Source organism: Ruegeria sp. SAZA006 (assembly GCF_059613465.1).
In genome coordinates, this window is the sequence record NZ_JBXWSO010000006.1 from 119,170 (window position 1) to 135,199 (window position 16,030).

Annotated in this window: 15 protein-coding genes and 1 tRNA gene; 7 read left to right on the top strand and 9 right to left on the bottom strand. The window is 58.9% G+C overall.

The window, feature by feature from the left end; all coding sequences use genetic code 11:
- Positions 1-4: 4 nt before the first annotated feature.
- Together AC2FNZ_RS07655 and AC2FNZ_RS07660 are read left to right on the top strand one after the other, a co-directional pair.
- Entirely contained in the window at positions 5-1,225 is a 1,221-nt protein-coding gene (locus AC2FNZ_RS07655) for a cysteine desulfurase (protein WP_170367122.1), read from the top strand.
- 78 nt (positions 1,226-1,303) lie between these two features.
- A tRNA-Arg gene (locus AC2FNZ_RS07660) sits at positions 1,304-1,380 on the top strand.
- Positions 1,381-1,511: 131 nt separating this feature from the next.
- On the opposite strand, the gene mepK is transcribed toward AC2FNZ_RS07660, so the two are convergent.
- Positions 1,512-2,081 (bottom strand): peptidoglycan L,D-endopeptidase MepK, encoded by a 570-nt coding sequence (gene mepK / locus AC2FNZ_RS07665; RefSeq protein WP_170338571.1) that lies wholly within the window; start codon positions 2,079-2,081, stop codon positions 1,512-1,514.
- 353 nt (positions 2,082-2,434) lie between these two features.
- Between mepK and AC2FNZ_RS07670 the strand changes: the two genes are divergently transcribed.
- Genes AC2FNZ_RS07670 through AC2FNZ_RS07685 form a run of 4 tightly spaced genes read left to right on the top strand, consistent with a single transcriptional unit; the run spans position 2,435 to position 6,681 of the window.
- The gene (locus AC2FNZ_RS07670; RefSeq protein WP_496840100.1) at positions 2,435-4,045 is read left to right on the top strand and encodes a L,D-transpeptidase family protein; all 1,611 of its coding nucleotides are present in this window, start codon (positions 2,435-2,437) and stop codon (positions 4,043-4,045) included.
- A 36-nt stretch (positions 4,046-4,081) separates the two neighbouring features.
- Complete coding sequence (gene lpxD, locus AC2FNZ_RS07675; RefSeq protein WP_170418844.1) at positions 4,082-5,173, top strand: UDP-3-O-(3-hydroxymyristoyl)glucosamine N-acyltransferase; 1,092 nt, start codon at positions 4,082-4,084, stop codon at positions 5,171-5,173.
- Positions 5,174-5,205: 32 nt separating this feature from the next.
- Positions 5,206-5,463: an acyl carrier protein gene (locus AC2FNZ_RS07680; RefSeq protein WP_093962086.1), complete on the top strand. Its 258-nt coding sequence runs from the start codon at positions 5,206-5,208 to the stop codon at positions 5,461-5,463.
- Positions 5,464-5,472: 9 nt separating this feature from the next.
- A complete protein-coding gene (locus tag AC2FNZ_RS07685) occupies positions 5,473-6,681 on the top strand; it encodes a beta-ketoacyl-[acyl-carrier-protein] synthase family protein (RefSeq protein ID WP_093962085.1) in 1,209 nt (402 codons plus the stop codon).
- Positions 6,682-6,731: 50 nt separating this feature from the next.
- Here AC2FNZ_RS07685 and AC2FNZ_RS07690 read toward each other — a convergent pair whose 3' ends face one another.
- Positions 6,732-7,343 carry an invasion associated locus B family protein gene (locus tag AC2FNZ_RS07690; protein ID WP_093962962.1) on the bottom strand — a complete coding sequence of 204 codons (612 nt, stop codon included), beginning with the start codon at positions 7,341-7,343 and terminating at the stop codon, positions 6,732-6,734.
- A 468-nt stretch (positions 7,344-7,811) separates the two neighbouring features.
- Here AC2FNZ_RS07690 and AC2FNZ_RS07695 point away from each other — a divergent pair, with 468 nt between their 5' ends.
- Positions 7,812-9,371 carry a helicase HerA-like domain-containing protein gene (locus tag AC2FNZ_RS07695; RefSeq protein ID WP_496840102.1) on the top strand — a complete coding sequence of 520 codons (1,560 nt, stop codon included), beginning with the start codon at positions 7,812-7,814 and terminating at the stop codon, positions 9,369-9,371.
- Between the two features lie 42 nt (positions 9,372-9,413).
- Here AC2FNZ_RS07695 and AC2FNZ_RS07700 read toward each other — a convergent pair whose 3' ends face one another.
- The 7 genes from AC2FNZ_RS07700 to AC2FNZ_RS07730 form a co-directional block, all read right to left on the bottom strand.
- Positions 9,414-9,668, bottom strand: a complete 255-nt coding sequence (locus AC2FNZ_RS07700; protein WP_093962083.1) for a hypothetical protein — start codon at positions 9,666-9,668, stop codon at positions 9,414-9,416.
- 189 nt (positions 9,669-9,857) lie between these two features.
- Positions 9,858-11,171, bottom strand: a complete 1,314-nt coding sequence (locus AC2FNZ_RS07705) for a branched-chain amino acid ABC transporter permease (protein WP_170338584.1) — start codon at positions 11,169-11,171, stop codon at positions 9,858-9,860.
- The gene (locus tag AC2FNZ_RS07710; RefSeq protein ID WP_093962081.1) at positions 11,168-12,178 is read right to left on the bottom strand and encodes a branched-chain amino acid ABC transporter permease; all 1,011 of its coding nucleotides are present in this window, start codon (positions 12,176-12,178) and stop codon (positions 11,168-11,170) included. Before AC2FNZ_RS07710 ends, AC2FNZ_RS07705 begins: the two co-directional genes overlap by 4 nt.
- A 210-nt stretch (positions 12,179-12,388) precedes the next feature.
- On the bottom strand, positions 12,389-12,718 hold the full coding sequence (locus AC2FNZ_RS07715; protein WP_093962080.1) for a hypothetical protein: 330 nt from the start codon (positions 12,716-12,718) through the stop codon (positions 12,389-12,391).
- 327 nt (positions 12,719-13,045) lie between these two features.
- Entirely contained in the window at positions 13,046-13,876 is an 831-nt protein-coding gene (locus tag AC2FNZ_RS07720; protein WP_093962079.1) for an ABC transporter ATP-binding protein, read from the bottom strand.
- Positions 13,873-14,661 (bottom strand): ABC transporter ATP-binding protein, encoded by a 789-nt coding sequence (locus AC2FNZ_RS07725; RefSeq protein WP_093962961.1) that lies wholly within the window; start codon positions 14,659-14,661, stop codon positions 13,873-13,875. Before AC2FNZ_RS07725 ends, AC2FNZ_RS07720 begins: the two co-directional genes overlap by 4 nt.
- A gap of 131 nt (positions 14,662-14,792) precedes the next feature.
- On the bottom strand, positions 14,793-15,974 hold the full coding sequence (locus tag AC2FNZ_RS07730) for an ABC transporter substrate-binding protein (RefSeq protein ID WP_093962078.1): 1,182 nt from the start codon (positions 15,972-15,974) through the stop codon (positions 14,793-14,795).
- Positions 15,975-16,030: the final 56 nt, after the last annotated feature.

Consider the following 16,030-nt stretch of genomic DNA (forward strand, 5'->3'; position numbering starts at 1 on the left):
GATCATGTATGACGTCCAGAAAATCCGCGCCGATTTCCCGATCCTCTCGCGTGAGGTGAACGGGAAACCCCTGACCTATCTCGACAATGGGGCCTCGGCGCAGAAACCTCAGGTGGTGATAGATGCAGTCACCAACGCGTATGCGCACGAGTATTCGAACGTACATCGCGGATTGCACTACCTGTCGAACCTGGCGACCGAAAAGTACGAATCCGTGCGCGGGACCGTCGCCCGGTTTTTGAATGTCGCGAATGAGGATGAGATCGTCCTGAATTCCGGGACGACCGAGGGGATCAACCTTGTCGCATATGGATGGGCCATGCCACGGATGCAGGCCGGCGATGAAATCGTTCTGAGCGTCATGGAGCATCATGCCAACATCGTACCCTGGCATTTCCTGCGCGAACGCCAGGGCGTCGTTCTGAAATGGGTGGACGTGGATGCAAGTGGTGCGCTGGATCCGCAGGCCGTGATCGACGCCATCGGGCCCAAGACCAAACTGGTGGCGGTGACCCAGTGTTCCAACGTTCTGGGTACCGTGGTTGACGTAAAGGCGATCACCGAAGGCGCCCATGCCAAAGGCGTGCCTGTGCTGGTCGACGGAAGCCAGGGCGCGGTTCACATGCCGGTGGATCTGCAGGATATCGGCTGTGATTTCTACGCTATTACCGGACACAAGCTGTACGGTCCGTCGGGATCTGGCGCGATCTTCATCAAATCGGAACGCATGGCCGAGATGCGCCCCTTCATCGGAGGAGGCGATATGATCAAGGAGGTGTCGAAAGACACGGTGATCTACAACGATCCGCCGATGAAATTCGAAGCCGGCACTCCGGGTATCGTCCAGACAATCGGCATGGGCGTTGCGCTGGACTACATGATGAGTTTGGGGATGGATAATATCGCGGCCCATGAGGCGGGCTTGCGCGACTACGCAATGCAGCGCCTGACCGGGCTGAACTGGCTGCAGGTTCAGGGGACGACGCCTGACAAGGCCGCTATCTTCAGCTTTACGCTGGATGGTGCGGGCCACGCGCACGATGTATCCACCATTCTCGACAAGAAGGGCGTCGCCGTTCGGGCGGGGCACCATTGCGCCGGACCGTTGATGGATCATCTCGGGGTTACGGCCACCTGCCGCGCGAGTTTTGGTCTGTACAACACCACCGATGAGGTCGACACGCTGATCGATGCGCTGGAACTGGCGCACGAATTGTTTGCCTGATTGTTCGTCGCTAAACCGCGTTCGGACGTGCAAAATCCAGTTGCACCCGGATCGGAACAAGGTTAGCTAACGGCCAACGCACCTGTAGCTCAGCTGGATAGAGCGCTGCCCTCCGAAGGCAGAGGCCAGAGGTTCGAATCCTCTCAGGTGCGCCACTTTCTTCCACAGTTTCAAGGCGTAGCACTTCTGCGCCTGTGTCCGCCACTGCCGGATGGGCGCTATGCAGCAAAAAGCCCCGGGCAGTGATGCGCCGGGGCCTTTTGCGGGGTTGGTGAGTGGTAGTGAATTAGCCGCGCCAGGAGCGAACGTCGCCGCAGTCCATGTGCACGAAATTTGATCCATAGTATTGGCCGACACCGCCGGCACGGCACGAAATGGCTGCCTTGGCCATCTGTGAGACCGAGCGGGAGGCAAGCCGCAGATCCGCAGCCTGGCCTTTGACGTGAAGAGAGTTCTTGGCGACACCGCGCGACCGGCGGCGCAGCATGGCGTTGGTCTGCGGAGAGCGGTAGCCCGACAACAGCATGTAGGGCTCGTTCACATCCAGAAGGTTGTGGGCCGCGGCCATGATGTCGATCGTGCGCAGATCCATGTCCTTTGACTGATCGGTGCGCCAGTCACGCATGAAGTGGTTGATTTCCTTGACGGCGTCTTTGACGTATTTGCCATCGACCCAGTAGATCATATCCAAACGCTCGCCGGTACGACCCGAATACATACGGATCCTGCGGATGTCTCCGCCCCCGCGAAGGAAGCCTGCTGCGTTTGAGTAGGTTGGTGCTGCAACAACTGCCGTTGCCGCGAATGCGCCCAATAGGGCACGCCGGGTCATCCCCGAGGTACTGCTCTTGGTCATAGCGTGTTTCGTCCCGTACAGTTCCTGCCTGCACACGATGTTACGTGCGCTTTCTTAATTCTTTCCCATCCCAGATGCGGATTTTATGCCACAGAGGGATTCTTGCGCCAAGTGATCTTTTGGTCTTGTGCGTTCTTACGGGGAATTTTCGGCGAAAATCTGCGCAAGTGACAAAAAATGTGGCGAACAGGCCTGAATTCCTTTCGGTTTTTTCCAGACGATGCAAACGCGCATCAGGGGGCGGCGGTGTGATGTGCTGTTGGAAATGTGAGTGGACAATCCCCCGACGCGTGAAACATAATTGTCGGGCGCAAAAACTAGTGTTCCAAGTTATTGAAAACCAAGGCTATCCCATGAATTCTGTCCGTCGGACCTGTACGATTTTTCTGTTTGCTGCAAGCATCGCCGTGTCGGCCACATCCGTTCCGGCGGCTCCGACCCAGGCTGAGAGTTTCGCCTTTCGGATGGCTGTCGCGGAAAGTGCAGGGACAACCCCGGAAATCGCGTCCTTTTACCGAGAACAGGAGTTCGCGCCGATTTGGGTCGGTGCTACCTCTGGTCACGCGGCACGCCGATCGGCACTTATCAAAGCATTGTCCCATGCCCAGATGCATGGGCTTCCGGCCGAACGATATGACGTTGATGGCCTGATGGCGAAGATGCAGAGCGCTCGGTCAAACCGCGATCTCGGAGCGCTTGAGGCGGCGCTGAGCGAGGCGTTTGTCCGCTATGCGCAGGATATTCAGTCCGGGCTGCTGCGCCCGGCTCAGATCGACGCCGGCCTCGTGCGTGCGGTCGAACGGAAGCCGGCCTCGGAACATCTTGCGGCGATGATGAAGTCCACCGACGGCTCTTATCTCGCGCAGCTTCCGCCGCAGTCCAGTCAGTACCGGGCGCTGCTCAAGCAGAAGATGGCGCTGCAGTCACTGAACGAACATGGTGAATGGGGGCCGACCGTTCCAACCGGAAAATACGAACGCGGCGATACAGGGCCGAGTGTACTAAAGCTGCGTAATCGTCTGGTTGCGATGGGGTTCCTCAAGCCCACGGCCAGCCCGGAATATGACGACTCTATGGTGGCCGCGGTGCAAGCCTTCCAAAGCGCCCATGGACTTGAACCAGATGGTGTCGCCGGCCAGGGAACGATTGCCGAAATCAACCGTTCACCTTCTGATCGGCTCAAAGCGGTGATGGTTGCGATGGAACGTGAACGCTGGCTCCCTCGCGAGAGGGGTGCACGGCATGTACTGGTCAATCAGGCCGACTTTTCCGCGAAAATCGTCGACGATGGTCGGGTGACATTCGAAACACGTGCGGTGATCGGCAAAAACACCAGCGATCGTCAAAGCCCCGAGTTTTCGGACGTGATGGAACACATGGTGATCAATCCCAGCTGGCATGTGCCGCGCTCGATCATCACCAAGGAATACCTGCCGAAGTTGCGGGCCAACCCCAATGCCGTACGGCATCTAGAGATCACCGATCGGCGTGGGCGACAGGTGAACCGCAATGCAGTGGACTTCAACCAGTTCACGGCTCGCAGCTTCCCGTTTGCGATGCGCCAGCCTCCGGGGCAGAGCAACGCTCTGGGGCTGGTCAAGTTCATGTTCCCCAACAAGTACAACATCTATCTGCACGACACCCCGCAGAAGAGCCTGTTCGCACGCGAAGTGCGCGCCTTCTCTCACGGGTGCATTCGTTTGGCGCAACCCTTTGATTTCGCATATGCTTTGCTGGCAAAACAGGAAGAGGACCCCAAGGCCTTTTTCCACAGGGTTCTGGGCACTGGGCGTGAAACCAAGGTTGACCTCAAGCAGCCGGTCCCGGTTCATCTGATTTACCGCACCGCATTCGTCGGGCCGAGGGGCGACGTGCAGTATCGGCGCGATGTCTATGGGCGGGATCAGAAGATTTGGGATGCCCTGCAAAAAGCAGGGGTGGCCCTGCCGAACGTTCAGGGGTAAGCACGGGGCGCAAATCCTGCGACAAGGAAGCCCGCGATGCAGTTCACCTTACAGCAAATCGCCGATGCACTGGGGGCGCCGGCCGAGGGAAACACCAGCCTGACGATTCTGAGGGCGGCCGAGCCCAAGGATGCCGGTCCGACCGATTTGGCTATGGCGATGGCTCCGAAATACGCCGAGGCGCTGGCTGAGGGTCAGGCGCGCTGTGCTGTTCTGTGGGAAGGTGCCGACTGGCGCGCACTGGGTCTGGAGGGCGCCGTTTTTGTCGGCCGCCCCCGTATGGCAATGGCCGGAATTACCACGATGCTGGACCGGGGGCAGGGCGTCGCACCCGGGATCCATCCTTCGGCGGTCGTGGACCCGACGGCCGAGATCGCCGGAGATGTGTCCATAGGGCCTCTGGCCGTTGTCGGCCCCCGGGCCCGCATCGGGTCCGGAACGGTGATCGGCGCCCAGTGCCACGTGGGTATGGATGTCGTGCTGGGCGAGAACTGCCTGTTGCGCGAAATGGTCAGCATCGGTGCGCGCGCCATGATTGGCGATCGCTTTATTGCGCAGCCCGGAGCGAGGATCGGCGGGGATGGGTTCAGCTTTGTCACGCCCGAGGTGTCCGGGGTGGAAAACGTGCGCAAGACCATGGGCGACGCCGGAGATGCCAAGGCGCAGAGCTGGTTGCGCATCCATTCGCTCGGTGCGGTCCAGATCGGCAATGATGTCGAGGTTGGCGCGAACTGCACCATCGACAACGGTACGATCCGCAACACCGTCATCGGAGACGGCTCCAAGTTGGACAATCTTGTTCATGTCGGGCACAACACTCAGGTCGGCAGAGACTGTCTGCTGTGCGGTCAAACCGGCGTGTCCGGTTCGGTCGAGATCGGCAACAACGTGGTTTTGGGTGGCCAGACCGGAGTCGTCGACAATATTTTCATCGGTGACGGCGTGATCGCGGGCGGTGGAACCAAGATACTTTCGAATGTCCCGGCAGGTCGTGTGATCATGGGCTATCCGGGCGTGAAAATGGAAACGCACACCGAAATCTACAAGGCGCAGCGTCGGCTTCCACGCATGGCCCGTGACGTAGAGGCGCTTAAAAAGACGGTTTTCAAACCCTCGTCGAGCGACTAAATCAACCGCAACGCGACAATCAGGGGAACGACATGAGCATCAGCGACCGCGTCATCGCAATCATTGCAGAGCAGGCCGTGCTGGAGCCGTCCGACGTGACGCCCGAAAGCTCTCTTGAAGATCTCGGGATCGATAGCATGGGCCTCGTTGAAAGCATCTTTGCCATCGAGGAAGAATTCGACATCTCGATCCCCTTCAACGCCAACGAACCGACGGCAAGTGATTTCGACATTTCGAATGTTGCGGCGATCATTGCCGGGATCGAAAAGCTGGTCGCGGAAAAGGTTTGATCCGCGGTCATGAAACGGGTTGTCATCACCGGCGCTGGCACGATCAATTCGCTGGGCCATTCCGTGCCCGACACCCTGGAAGCGATGCGCGAAGGCCGTTGCGGCATTTCCGAGCTTGAATTTCGTGATGTCGACCGACTGAGCATCAAAATTGGCGGCCAGGTCCGCGGGTTCGAGGCCGAGGGTCGGTTCAATCGCCAGCAGATGGCGCTGTATGACCGTTTCACGCAATTCACTCTGACTGCGGCCAAAGAGGCGATCGACCAGTCGGGGCTGGAGTTTCACGGCGAATTGGCCGTGCGGTCGGGGGTCGTTCTGGGAACGGCCGGCGGTGGTGTTTCGACCTGGGATGACAACTACCGCTCGGTCTACGAAGACGGGAAGAACCGGGTCCATCCATTCGTCGTTCCGAAGCTGATGAACAACGCGGCGGCAAGCCACATTTCGATGGAGCACAACCTCAAAGGCCCCAGCTTCACCGTTTCGACGGCCTGTGCATCGTCCAACCACGCGATGGCGCTGGCGTTCCAGATGGTGCGCAGTGGCGCCGCCCCGGCGATGATTACCGGCGGGTCGGAATCCATGTTGTGTTTTGGCGGGGTCAAGGCCTGGGAAGGCCTTCGGGTTATGTCGAAGGACGCCTGCCGGCCGTTCAGCGCAAATCGCAATGGCATGGTTCAGGGCGAGGGCGCCGGTGTGTTCGTATTCGAGGAATACGAACATGCGCGTGCTCGCGGCGCTGAAATTCTGTGTGAGGTTGCGGGCTATGCGATGTCATCGGACGCGACGGATATCGTAATGCCCAGCAAGCAGGGCGCGGCCCGCGCCATGGCCGGGGCCTTGAAGGACGCCGGGCTGAACGCAAGTGACGTGGGCTATATCAACGCCCACGGCACCGGAACCGCCGCCAATGACAAGACCGAATGCGCAGCAGTCGCGGATGTGTTCGGACGCCATGCCGACGATCTGATGATCTCATCGACCAAATCCATGCACGGCCACCTTATCGGCGGAACCGGCGCGGTTGAACTGTTGGCCTGTATCATGGCCGTCCGTGACGGCGTGATTGCTCCGACCATCGGGTATGAAGAACCCGACCCGGAATGCGCTTTGGACGTCGTACCAAACGAGGCGCGCGAGGCCGAGGTGAATGTGGCATTGAGCAACGCCTTTGCGTTTGGCGGTCTGAACGCGGTGTTGGCCCTCAAGAAGGTATGAAAAAAGCCGCCATCGGGGGATGGCGGCTTTGGTCATTCATCTTGGCGTGATCAGTTGGTGTTGACCTCCAGGCCGTCAAAGGCAGCGGTAAATCCGCTCAGCGACAGATCCATGTTGATAACCTGATCGGGCGCGCGTGCGGGCACCAGTGAAATGGTAGCCTTCGTTCCCGCTTTCATCGCGTCAATGTCGCCCTGCGTCAGACCCAGCTGCGCAACACAACCGACCGGAACACAGTGATGATAGTTGTACAGCTTGCGAGGTGCGCCATCGATCGAGATGGCCAGTTGTGCTTGCAGCAGAGTTTCCAGAGGAACAATGACGTTCGCCCAGGCCGCGGCGGCACCACCGGCGGGCAGCTTGCCAACGGTGATCTCGGCCAGAGGTTCATTCTGCGCACCGTTGAGAATCTGAACCATCGCACAGGGGTCATCGCCGGATTGCGCCTTGATGCAGGAGATCTCCCAGTCGCCTGACTTCTCGCGGACATATTGCTCGCCGACACGCGGGCCGCTTTGACCCAGATCCAGGTCGGAGCCGGTATCCGTGGTCTGACCGGCTTGGGTCTGCTCTTGAGTTTCAGTCGTGGCTTCCTGGGCGAACGCGCCTGAGCCCAGCAATGCAGCCGTTACCAGGGTGGCTGGAACAAGTTTGGTGATCATCAGTGCCTCATTGTGCTGATACAGCTTTTTCAAACGTCTCTAGCATTCCTGCTCCGCCATGTCAGTTGCAAAGCGCGCCCCACGCGCGGGATTGGACGGATTTTCGCCGACCCATCGGAGGCCACCTGAAGTGACGCCGAGAAGCCTTTGAGTACAAACGACAAAGGGAGCCGTACGTGCGGCTCCCTTCAATCAATGTATCTCCCCGTCGGACTGGCCGACTTAGTTATGCCCGAACGTTACGAGAGGCGAACCCAGTGGTCAACTGCTAACAGCGAAATTTAATGTTTCCACAAGCAGAAACTTGGCAATTTCAAAAAAAGGGCTGTGCCCGAAAGCACAGCCAGTCGACAGGGAGGAAGTTTGCCCACCACACGAGGGAATTGCGAGGCGGGCAAAATCACTATCGCAGTCAAAGGTTAAGTTTGTATGGTGGTGCCGGGACGCTAAGTTTTGGGACGTATCAATATGACGGAAAACGTTTTTGTCGGCGGTGGCGGTGTTGATTACAAGCAGCCGCAGGGTTTGACGCTGAAATATGCAAACCGGCACGGTCTGATTGCCGGTGCAACGGGGACGGGCAAGACCGTGACCCTGCAAATCCTGGCCGAAGGGTTCTCGCAGCAGGGCGTTCCTGTTTTCCTGTCAGACGTCAAAGGTGACCTGTCCGGACTGGCGCGTCCCGGTAGCCCCGATCACAAGTTGCACCAGGCCTTCATGGACCGTGCCCAACGCATCGGGTTTGCCGACTATTCCTATGCCGCGTGCCCAGTCACGTTCTGGGATCTGTTTGGTGAGCAAGGCCACCCTGTCCGGACAACGGTTACCGAGATGGGACCGCTGTTGTTTTCCCGGCTTCTGGACCTGAGCGAAGCGCAGGAAGGTGTGCTGAACATCGCCTTCCGGGTTGCGGATGAAGAAGGGATGCCGCTTCTGGATCTCAAGGACCTGCAGGCTCTTCTGGTCTGGATTGGTGAAAACCGGTCACAATTGTCCCTGCGCTACGGAAATGTCTCGACCGCTTCGATCGGCGCCATACAGCGACGATTGCTGGTATTGGAAAACCAAGGCGGCGCGCGGCTGTTTGGTGAGCCCGCGCTCGAACTTTCGGATTTGATGCGGCTGGATGAAAACGGCCACGGGATGGTCAATATCCTGGCTTCTGACAAGCTGATGGGCGCGCCCGGGCTGTATGCCACGTTCCTTTTGTGGCTGCTGAGCGAACTGTTTGAGGAACTTCCCGAAGTCGGCGATCCCGACAAGCCCAAGCTGGTCTTTTTCTTCGACGAAGCTCATCTGCTGTTCGACGATGCGCCCAAGGTTCTGGTGGATAAGGTCGAGCAGGTCGCGCGATTGATCCGATCCAAGGGCGTTGGAGTTTATTTCATTACTCAGAACCCGGCCGACATTCCCGAAGATATCCTCGGGCAGTTGGGCAATCGCGTCCAACATGCTTTGCGCGCCTTCACAGCACGCGATCGCAAGAATTTGCGGCTGGCCGCGGAAACCTATCGGGAAAACCCGGCCTTCGACACGGAAACCGCGATCCGGGAGGTCGGAGTGGGTGAGGCGTTGACCTCGATGCTCGAACGGAAGGGCGCGCCCGGTATGGTCGAGCGGACATTGATACGTCCGCCGGGTTCACAACTGGGCCCGATTACCGACGCCGAGCGCAAGGCTGTGATGGCGGCGTCTCCGATGGCTGGGAAATACGAAACGCTTCTGGATCGCAAGTCGGCATTCGAAATCCTGCAGGCGCGCGCGGCGAAGGCCGCGGCCGAGGCCGAGGAAGCCGAACCCGAGGAGCAAGACGACACCCGGTCGGTGTCCGAGCGGGAGTATTCGGCGGCGCGCAGATACAGCGGCAGCAGAGTAGGGCGATCGTCAGCGCGATCGTCAGCGCGATCGGTCCGAAAGCAAGACAGCTTTGCCTCTGCCATGAGCGAGGCAGTCATCAAAGAGCTGAAAGGAACCACAGGACGCCGCATCGTTCGCGGTATCTTGGGCGGGCTGTTTCGCAACCGTTGAATTTCTTCGCCCTGCCAGCCGGAACTGGCGGGGCGTGCCGCATCAGCGCTTGAGGCGCCGCTGTCCTTCCTGCTGACAATAGGCGTCAGCTTCGGGAACCGACATCTTGGTGGCCGGGAAATCAATCGCGCGATCCCAGTCAACCCGATCCTGGCGATACAGTTGGCAAGTCACGACGCCCTTGGGCGTCTGTACCTGGACGGGTGTGGTTTCCAGTTCACGGGGGCTTGGGATACATCCGGCCACAACAGCCAGGACCGGAACCATAAGGGCAATTTTCTTTGTGGAAGTCTTCATGGTGCAAAAAGCTTTTCTTCTGGGTCAGAGTTTACTCGTTACGAACGGCGCATCAGGTGAGTGGTCTTTTGAACAATATGCGCCGGTATGGTTGATAGTGTGTGAATGCGTCTATTGATTTTTCAAGCCGCAATCAAGAAACCGCGCCATTTGCATGGCGCGGCCTGACGGTTTCGTGATGAAAGATGTCTACTTCTCGGGGATCAGGCCCCTTGGGCTGAATCTGAGAACAATCAGCAGGATAAGCCCCATCGTAAACAGGCGCATATGTGCCGTGCTTTCGATCAGGTGGGCCTTCAACGCGCTGCCGTCCGGCATGCTGGAAGTGATCAGGTTCATAAGCCACAGACCGATCGGTTCGACCTCGACCCACAGGAACCAGATCAGAAAGGCTCCCAGGACTGAGCCGAAATTGTTGCCGGAACCACCGACGATCACCATCACCCAAACAAGAAAGGTGAACCGGAGCGGTTGGTAAGCGCTTGGTGTCAGCTGCCCGTCCAGCGTCGTCATCATCGCCCCGGCAATGCCACAGATGGCCGAGCCCAGAACGAAGATCTGCAGATGGCGACGGGTGACGTCCTTGCCCATGGCTTCGGCTGCAACCTCGTTGTCGCGGATCGCGCGCATCATGCGGCCCCACGGGCTTTTGAGCGCCATCTGAGCCATCCAGAGCAGGATGAGAAGCACGATCAGAAACAGGAATGCATAACCCAGTTTCACCCACAGGGTCGAAGCAGTCACCGGGTCCAGCCCAAATGAGGCTGCGCGTTCGACGAAGGTCGGATCGCTCTGCAGATCAATCTCATAGCCTACGATAGGTGAAGGGCGGGGAATGCCGTAGACGTTCTTGACCCCTCGGGCCAGCCAGTCCTCGTTTTTCATGATCGCAATGATGATCTCGGCGATACCCAGCGTGGCAATCGCAAGATAGTCCGAGCGCAGACCCAAGGCCGTCTTGCCAATCAGCCAGGCAGCGCCCGCGGCCAACAGGCCACCCGCCGGCCATGCAAGCAGCACCGGAAGATTCAGCCCGCCGATATTTCCGGCAATGGCTGGGTCGATGGCTTCGACGGCAGCGATGCTCGGGTCGAACACCGCGCGATAGACGAAGAATCCGACGACGAGGATTGCGATGATCGCCAGCGTTCGTGCCCGGCCCTTGGGCATTTTTTGCGCGGCCATCACGGCTGCGACAACGGTCGCTGCCCCCAGCAGAAGCGCCAGCACGATCCCATACCCGCCTGCGGACCAGGCTCCGGGTGTCGGCGGGGTCGAGACCAGCACAACCGCAAGTCCGCCCAGCGCGACAAAACCCATGACGCCGACATTGAACAGTCCGGCAAAGCCCCATTGCAGGTTCACACCGATCGCCATGATCGCGGAAATCAGACCCATGTTCAGAATCAGGATCGCCGTGTTCCAGCTTTGGACGAAACCGGTCAGCAGGATCAGCCCGCCGACAATCACGAAAAGCAGGGTGTTTTTGACTGCTTCGTTCATACCGCTTTCCCCTTGAACAGACCCGTTGGCTTGAACAGAAGCACGATCAGCAGAATGACGAAGCTGACGGCGAATTTGTAATCGGTGGACAGGAACTGCACCAGGCCCGAAGGTTCGAGGCTTTCCGGGGCAAGGTAGGTCAGCACCTTCTTCCAGGCATAAGTGATCGTGACTTCGGAAAAGGCGATGATGAATCCGCCTGCGATCGCCCCAATCGGGTTGCCCAATCCGCCCACGATAGCAGAGGCAAAGATCGGCAGAAGCAGTTGGAAATAGACGAACGGCTTGAAACTCTTGTCCAGCCCATAGAGAACCCCGGCCGTCGTGGCCAGCGCCGCAACGATGATCCAGGTGATCATCACCACACGTTCCGGGTTGATGCCGGACAACAAGGCCAGATCCTCGTTGTCGGAATAAGCGCGCATCGACTTACCAGTGCGGGTCTTGTTGAGGAACCAGAACAGCAAGGCTACGGCAACGACGGCGACGATCACGGTGATGCCCTGCGAGGTTTTGATCGCAAGCCCCTCATCCAGCCCGGTCATCTTTTTGAAATCCCGCGCAGAAATCAGGAACCGAGCCCCATCCGAGAACCGTTGGTCATCGGGGCCGATGATGAAACGCACCAGCCCATTCATGATGAACATCACACCCATGGATACGATCACCAGGATCACAGGTTTGGCTTTTTGCTCGCGATAGAAACGATAGACCAGCCTGTCGGTGATCAGCACCAGAAGGATGCACCCCAGGATCGCAAACGGAAGCGCCAGAAGCGCCGTCGGCAGGGGCCCGAACCCGATCCCTGCCGCCTGAAGACCCCAGGTGACCAGCACGGCGATCATTGCGCCGAAGGCCATCGTATCCCCGTGGGCAAAGTTGGAAAATCGCAGGATGCCGTAGATCAGGGTGACCCCCAGCGCCCCAAGTGCCAACTGGCTGCCATAGGCAACCGCAGGCACGATCACAAAGTTCGCAAGCGCAACAAGCGCATTCAGTAGGTCCATTATGTTCTTCTCACTGTCCGGGTGCGGCTTTATGGCACGACGCCGACGAAAGACACAACAATTTGGAGCATGATTTTTGCGGCTTTGTGCATGTTTTTATGCGGTTTGGCGAACATTGATCACGCGCGCTCCAACCGTCTGCTGATCCCCGAAAGAAAAAGACCGCGCCACCATGTGGGGCGCGGCCTGAAATCACAGATGATTGCGGGGCTAGGCACCGGTTTCCGTGCATTGGCCGCGGTCATTCTGAAGGACCGGACGGCGAATGGACAGGTTGTAGGACAGATCCGGGCTTTTGACGAAGAAGGTCATGACATGCTGTTCGGTCGCCAGGATGAACGTCATGTTGTTCAGGCCAGGAAACACCTGAGCATCCCCTGTCGTGTCACCGAATTTGACCGATCCCTTTTGCTCGCCTTCAAGCCGTGTCAGCCGGTATTCGGTTCCATCAATTTCCGATATGCACACAAACTCGCGTTGCTGAGCCACAGCGCCAGTTGCCAAGTGTGCGACCAGTGCGGCGATCATCCATTTCTTCATTTTGACTTCCAATTTCTGTGCCCCCAACCGGGGCGCGTTTCGGGGATTGGTGTAGTGGTTCGGGCGCAGCGATATTTTTGAAATTTGACCTGATTAAAGCAGCAGATTGGCATTCCGGGAATTTCCACAGGCTTTTTGCTACGGTGGGGTGACAAGAAATAATTCATATTTTTCAGATGCCTAATAAGGTTTTTCGGGAACAAGGGTGTGGCCGGAAACACCGGTTGCCATCTTCTGGCCTTCAATTTTGCGCAATGCGATCAAGCAAAAGGGCCAGTCGAGAATCTCGACTGGCCCCATGAAAAACCGATTTCTGAAAAGCGTCGGTTAGCCGCCCAAAAACGACTTGCGTACTTCCTCGTCCGCCAGCAGTTCCTTGCCGGTTCCCGTGTATGCGTTGCGCCCCTGGACCAGCACATAACCCTTGTCGGCGATCTCAAGTGCCTGGCGAGCATTCTGCTCGACCATCAGGATCGGAAGGCCGGTGCGCGACACTTCGATGATGCGGTCGAACAGCTCGTCCATCACGATCGGCGAAACGCCCGCGGTCGGTTCGTCCAGCATCAACACCTTCGGCTTGGTCATAAGCGCGCGGCCGACGGCCACTTGCTGGCGCTGTCCGCCCGAGAGCTCGCCCGCCGCCTGGTTGCGTTTGTCTCTCAGGATCGGGAACAGCTCGAACACCTGTTCCATCGTGTCCGAGAAATCGTCCGTGCGGATGAACGCGCCCATTTCCAAGTTTTCCTGAACCGTCATCGAGGTGAAAATGTTCTGCGTTTGGGGTACAAAGCCCATGCCCTTGATCACCCGGTCCTGGGGGCTGAGGTTGGTGATGTCCTCGCCATCCAGCCGCACCGATCCGGCGCGCACGTCCAGCATGCCAAAAACGGCCTTCATCGCGGTGGATTTACCAGCGCCGTTGGGGCCAACGATCACGGCGATTTCGCCCTTGTCCACGGCGATCGTGCAATCGTGCAGAATGTCGGGGCCTTTGCCGTACCCGCCGGTCATGGTGTCACCGATCAGGAATGGACCGCCTTCTACCCGGTGGGTCTTTCCGCTGACCCGATGGGCGGGCGTCATCGTGCCAATGCCATGCGCGTTGGTGATCGAGGCGTCCTTGTTGCCCTTGTCGTCCTGATAGGGATTGTCGCTCATGCCCCGGCCTCCAACTGGTCTTTGTTCTTGAGCCCAGTACCCAGATAGGCCTCGATGACGTGCTCGTTGGCCTTGATCTCGTCCAGCGTGCCTTGTGCCAGAACTTTGCCCTCGGCCATGCAGATCACCGGGTCGCAGATCTTGCCGATGAAATCCATGTCGTGTTCGATCACGACGAAGGTATAGCCGCGTTCCTTGTTCAGACGCAGGATCGTATCGGCGATGGTCATCAGCAGGGTGCGGTTGACGCCTGCGCCGACCTCATCCAGAAAAACGATCTTGGCGTCCACCATCATCGTGCGACCCAGTTCCAGCAGCTTTTTCTGGCCGCCCGAGACCTGACCCGCCTTGTGGTCGGCCAAATGTTCGATGGTCAGGAACTCCAGCACCTCGTCGGCCTTGGCGCGCAGGGCGCGTTCCTCATCCGCAATCCGCTTGCGGCCGAACCATGTGTTCCACAGCGATTCACCGGATTGGCCACCAGGGACCATCATCAGGTTTTCGCGGCATGTCATCGACGAGAACTCGTGCGCAATCTGGAACGTGCGCAACAGCCCCTTGTGAAACAGATCATGGGGCGGCAGGCCGGTGATGTCTTCGCCGTCCATCCAGACCTTGCCGCTGGTCGGTGGCAGAACGCCCGCGATCACATTGAAAAGAGTGGTTTTTCCGGCCCCGTTTGGACCGATCAGGCCGGTAATCGAGCCCTTTTCGATCTCCAGCGATGCCCCGTCCACCGCGTGGAAACCGCCGAAATGCTTGTGCACGTCCTCGACGACGATCATGTGTTCCCCTGTCCGCGGCTTTCGCGGTTCTTCGTGTTGCCCCATCCCCAAGATAAGGTGGCGCCTTTTGTCATTGAAACAGCCCGGGCACAAGGCCCGGGCTGCTTGGTATCATGCGGTCAGCTAACGGATCAACGGAACTTGACGGTCTCGTTCTTGCCGTCTTTCACTTCGATCTCGCGGTAGGACCCAGCGCTTTCGCCCGGACCGATCAGTTCGACACCCGAAGCGCCGACATAGTCGATGTCCTGACCAGCGGCCAGCAGTTCCAGACCCTTGGCCAGTTCACCCGGATAGATCTTCTCGCCGGGGGCGTTGGCCACATCCAGGATCTTGCCACCGTATTGGGCGGGATCGGCCGACCCTGCGGCCTGCATGGCCAGCATGAACAGCGCGGCTGCGTCATAGCTTTCAGGCGAATAGGGCGACGAGCCGTCAAAGCCCGCGGCTTCGGCCATGGCGAAATATTTCTCGGCGCCTTCACCGCCCGAACCGGCGATCTGACCAAACGATCCATCCAGATCAGGGCCGACATTCGCAGGCAGCGAGTCACCGATCATGCCGCCCGGCAGACCGAACGTGTCGAATGCTCCGCTGTCCAGGGCCGACTGGATGATGCCCAGGCCACCCTGATCCAGGTAGCCGGCAACCACGAGGATGTCACCACCCGCCGAGGCCAATGCGCCGACTTCGGCCGAATAGTCCGCCTTGCCGTCTTCATGTGCTGCGACGATGGTCACTTCACCGCCCACGGCCTCGAACGACGACTGGATCGCGTCGGCCAGACCTTTGCCGTAGTCGTTGTTGGTATAGGTCAGAGCGATCGAGTTGATGCCGCGATCTTTCAGAATGTCGGCCATAACCTGACCTTCACGCGCATCCGACGGGGCGGTGCGGAAGAACAGCCCGTTGTCTTCCATCGTCGACAGACCGGGCGAGGTCGCCGACGGCGAGATCATGACCATGCCATTCGGAATAGCGACGTTCTGCAGGATTGCGCCAGTCACACCGGAACAGTCGCCGCCGATGATGCCGGCAACGCCATCGGCGATCATGCGTTCGCCGTTCGAGGTGGCCAGACCGTTGTCGATGCAGCCGGTATCGGCGCGCATCGGTGTCACGGTGGCGCCGCCCAGCAGCTTGCCGGATTCGGTAACTTCGGCGATTGCCAGTTCGGCGCCCGCGCCCATTGCGGGGGCCAGCGATTCAATCGGCCCGGTAAATCCGAACAGAACGCCCAGTTTGACGTCTTCGGCCATTGCGGCACCGGCCAGCAATGCGGTTGCTGCAGTCGCAGTAAGCAGCTTTTTCATTAGGTTACTCCCTTGTTGGAACGTATTCGTTCTGAGCAAGACCCTAGGCAAGCTGT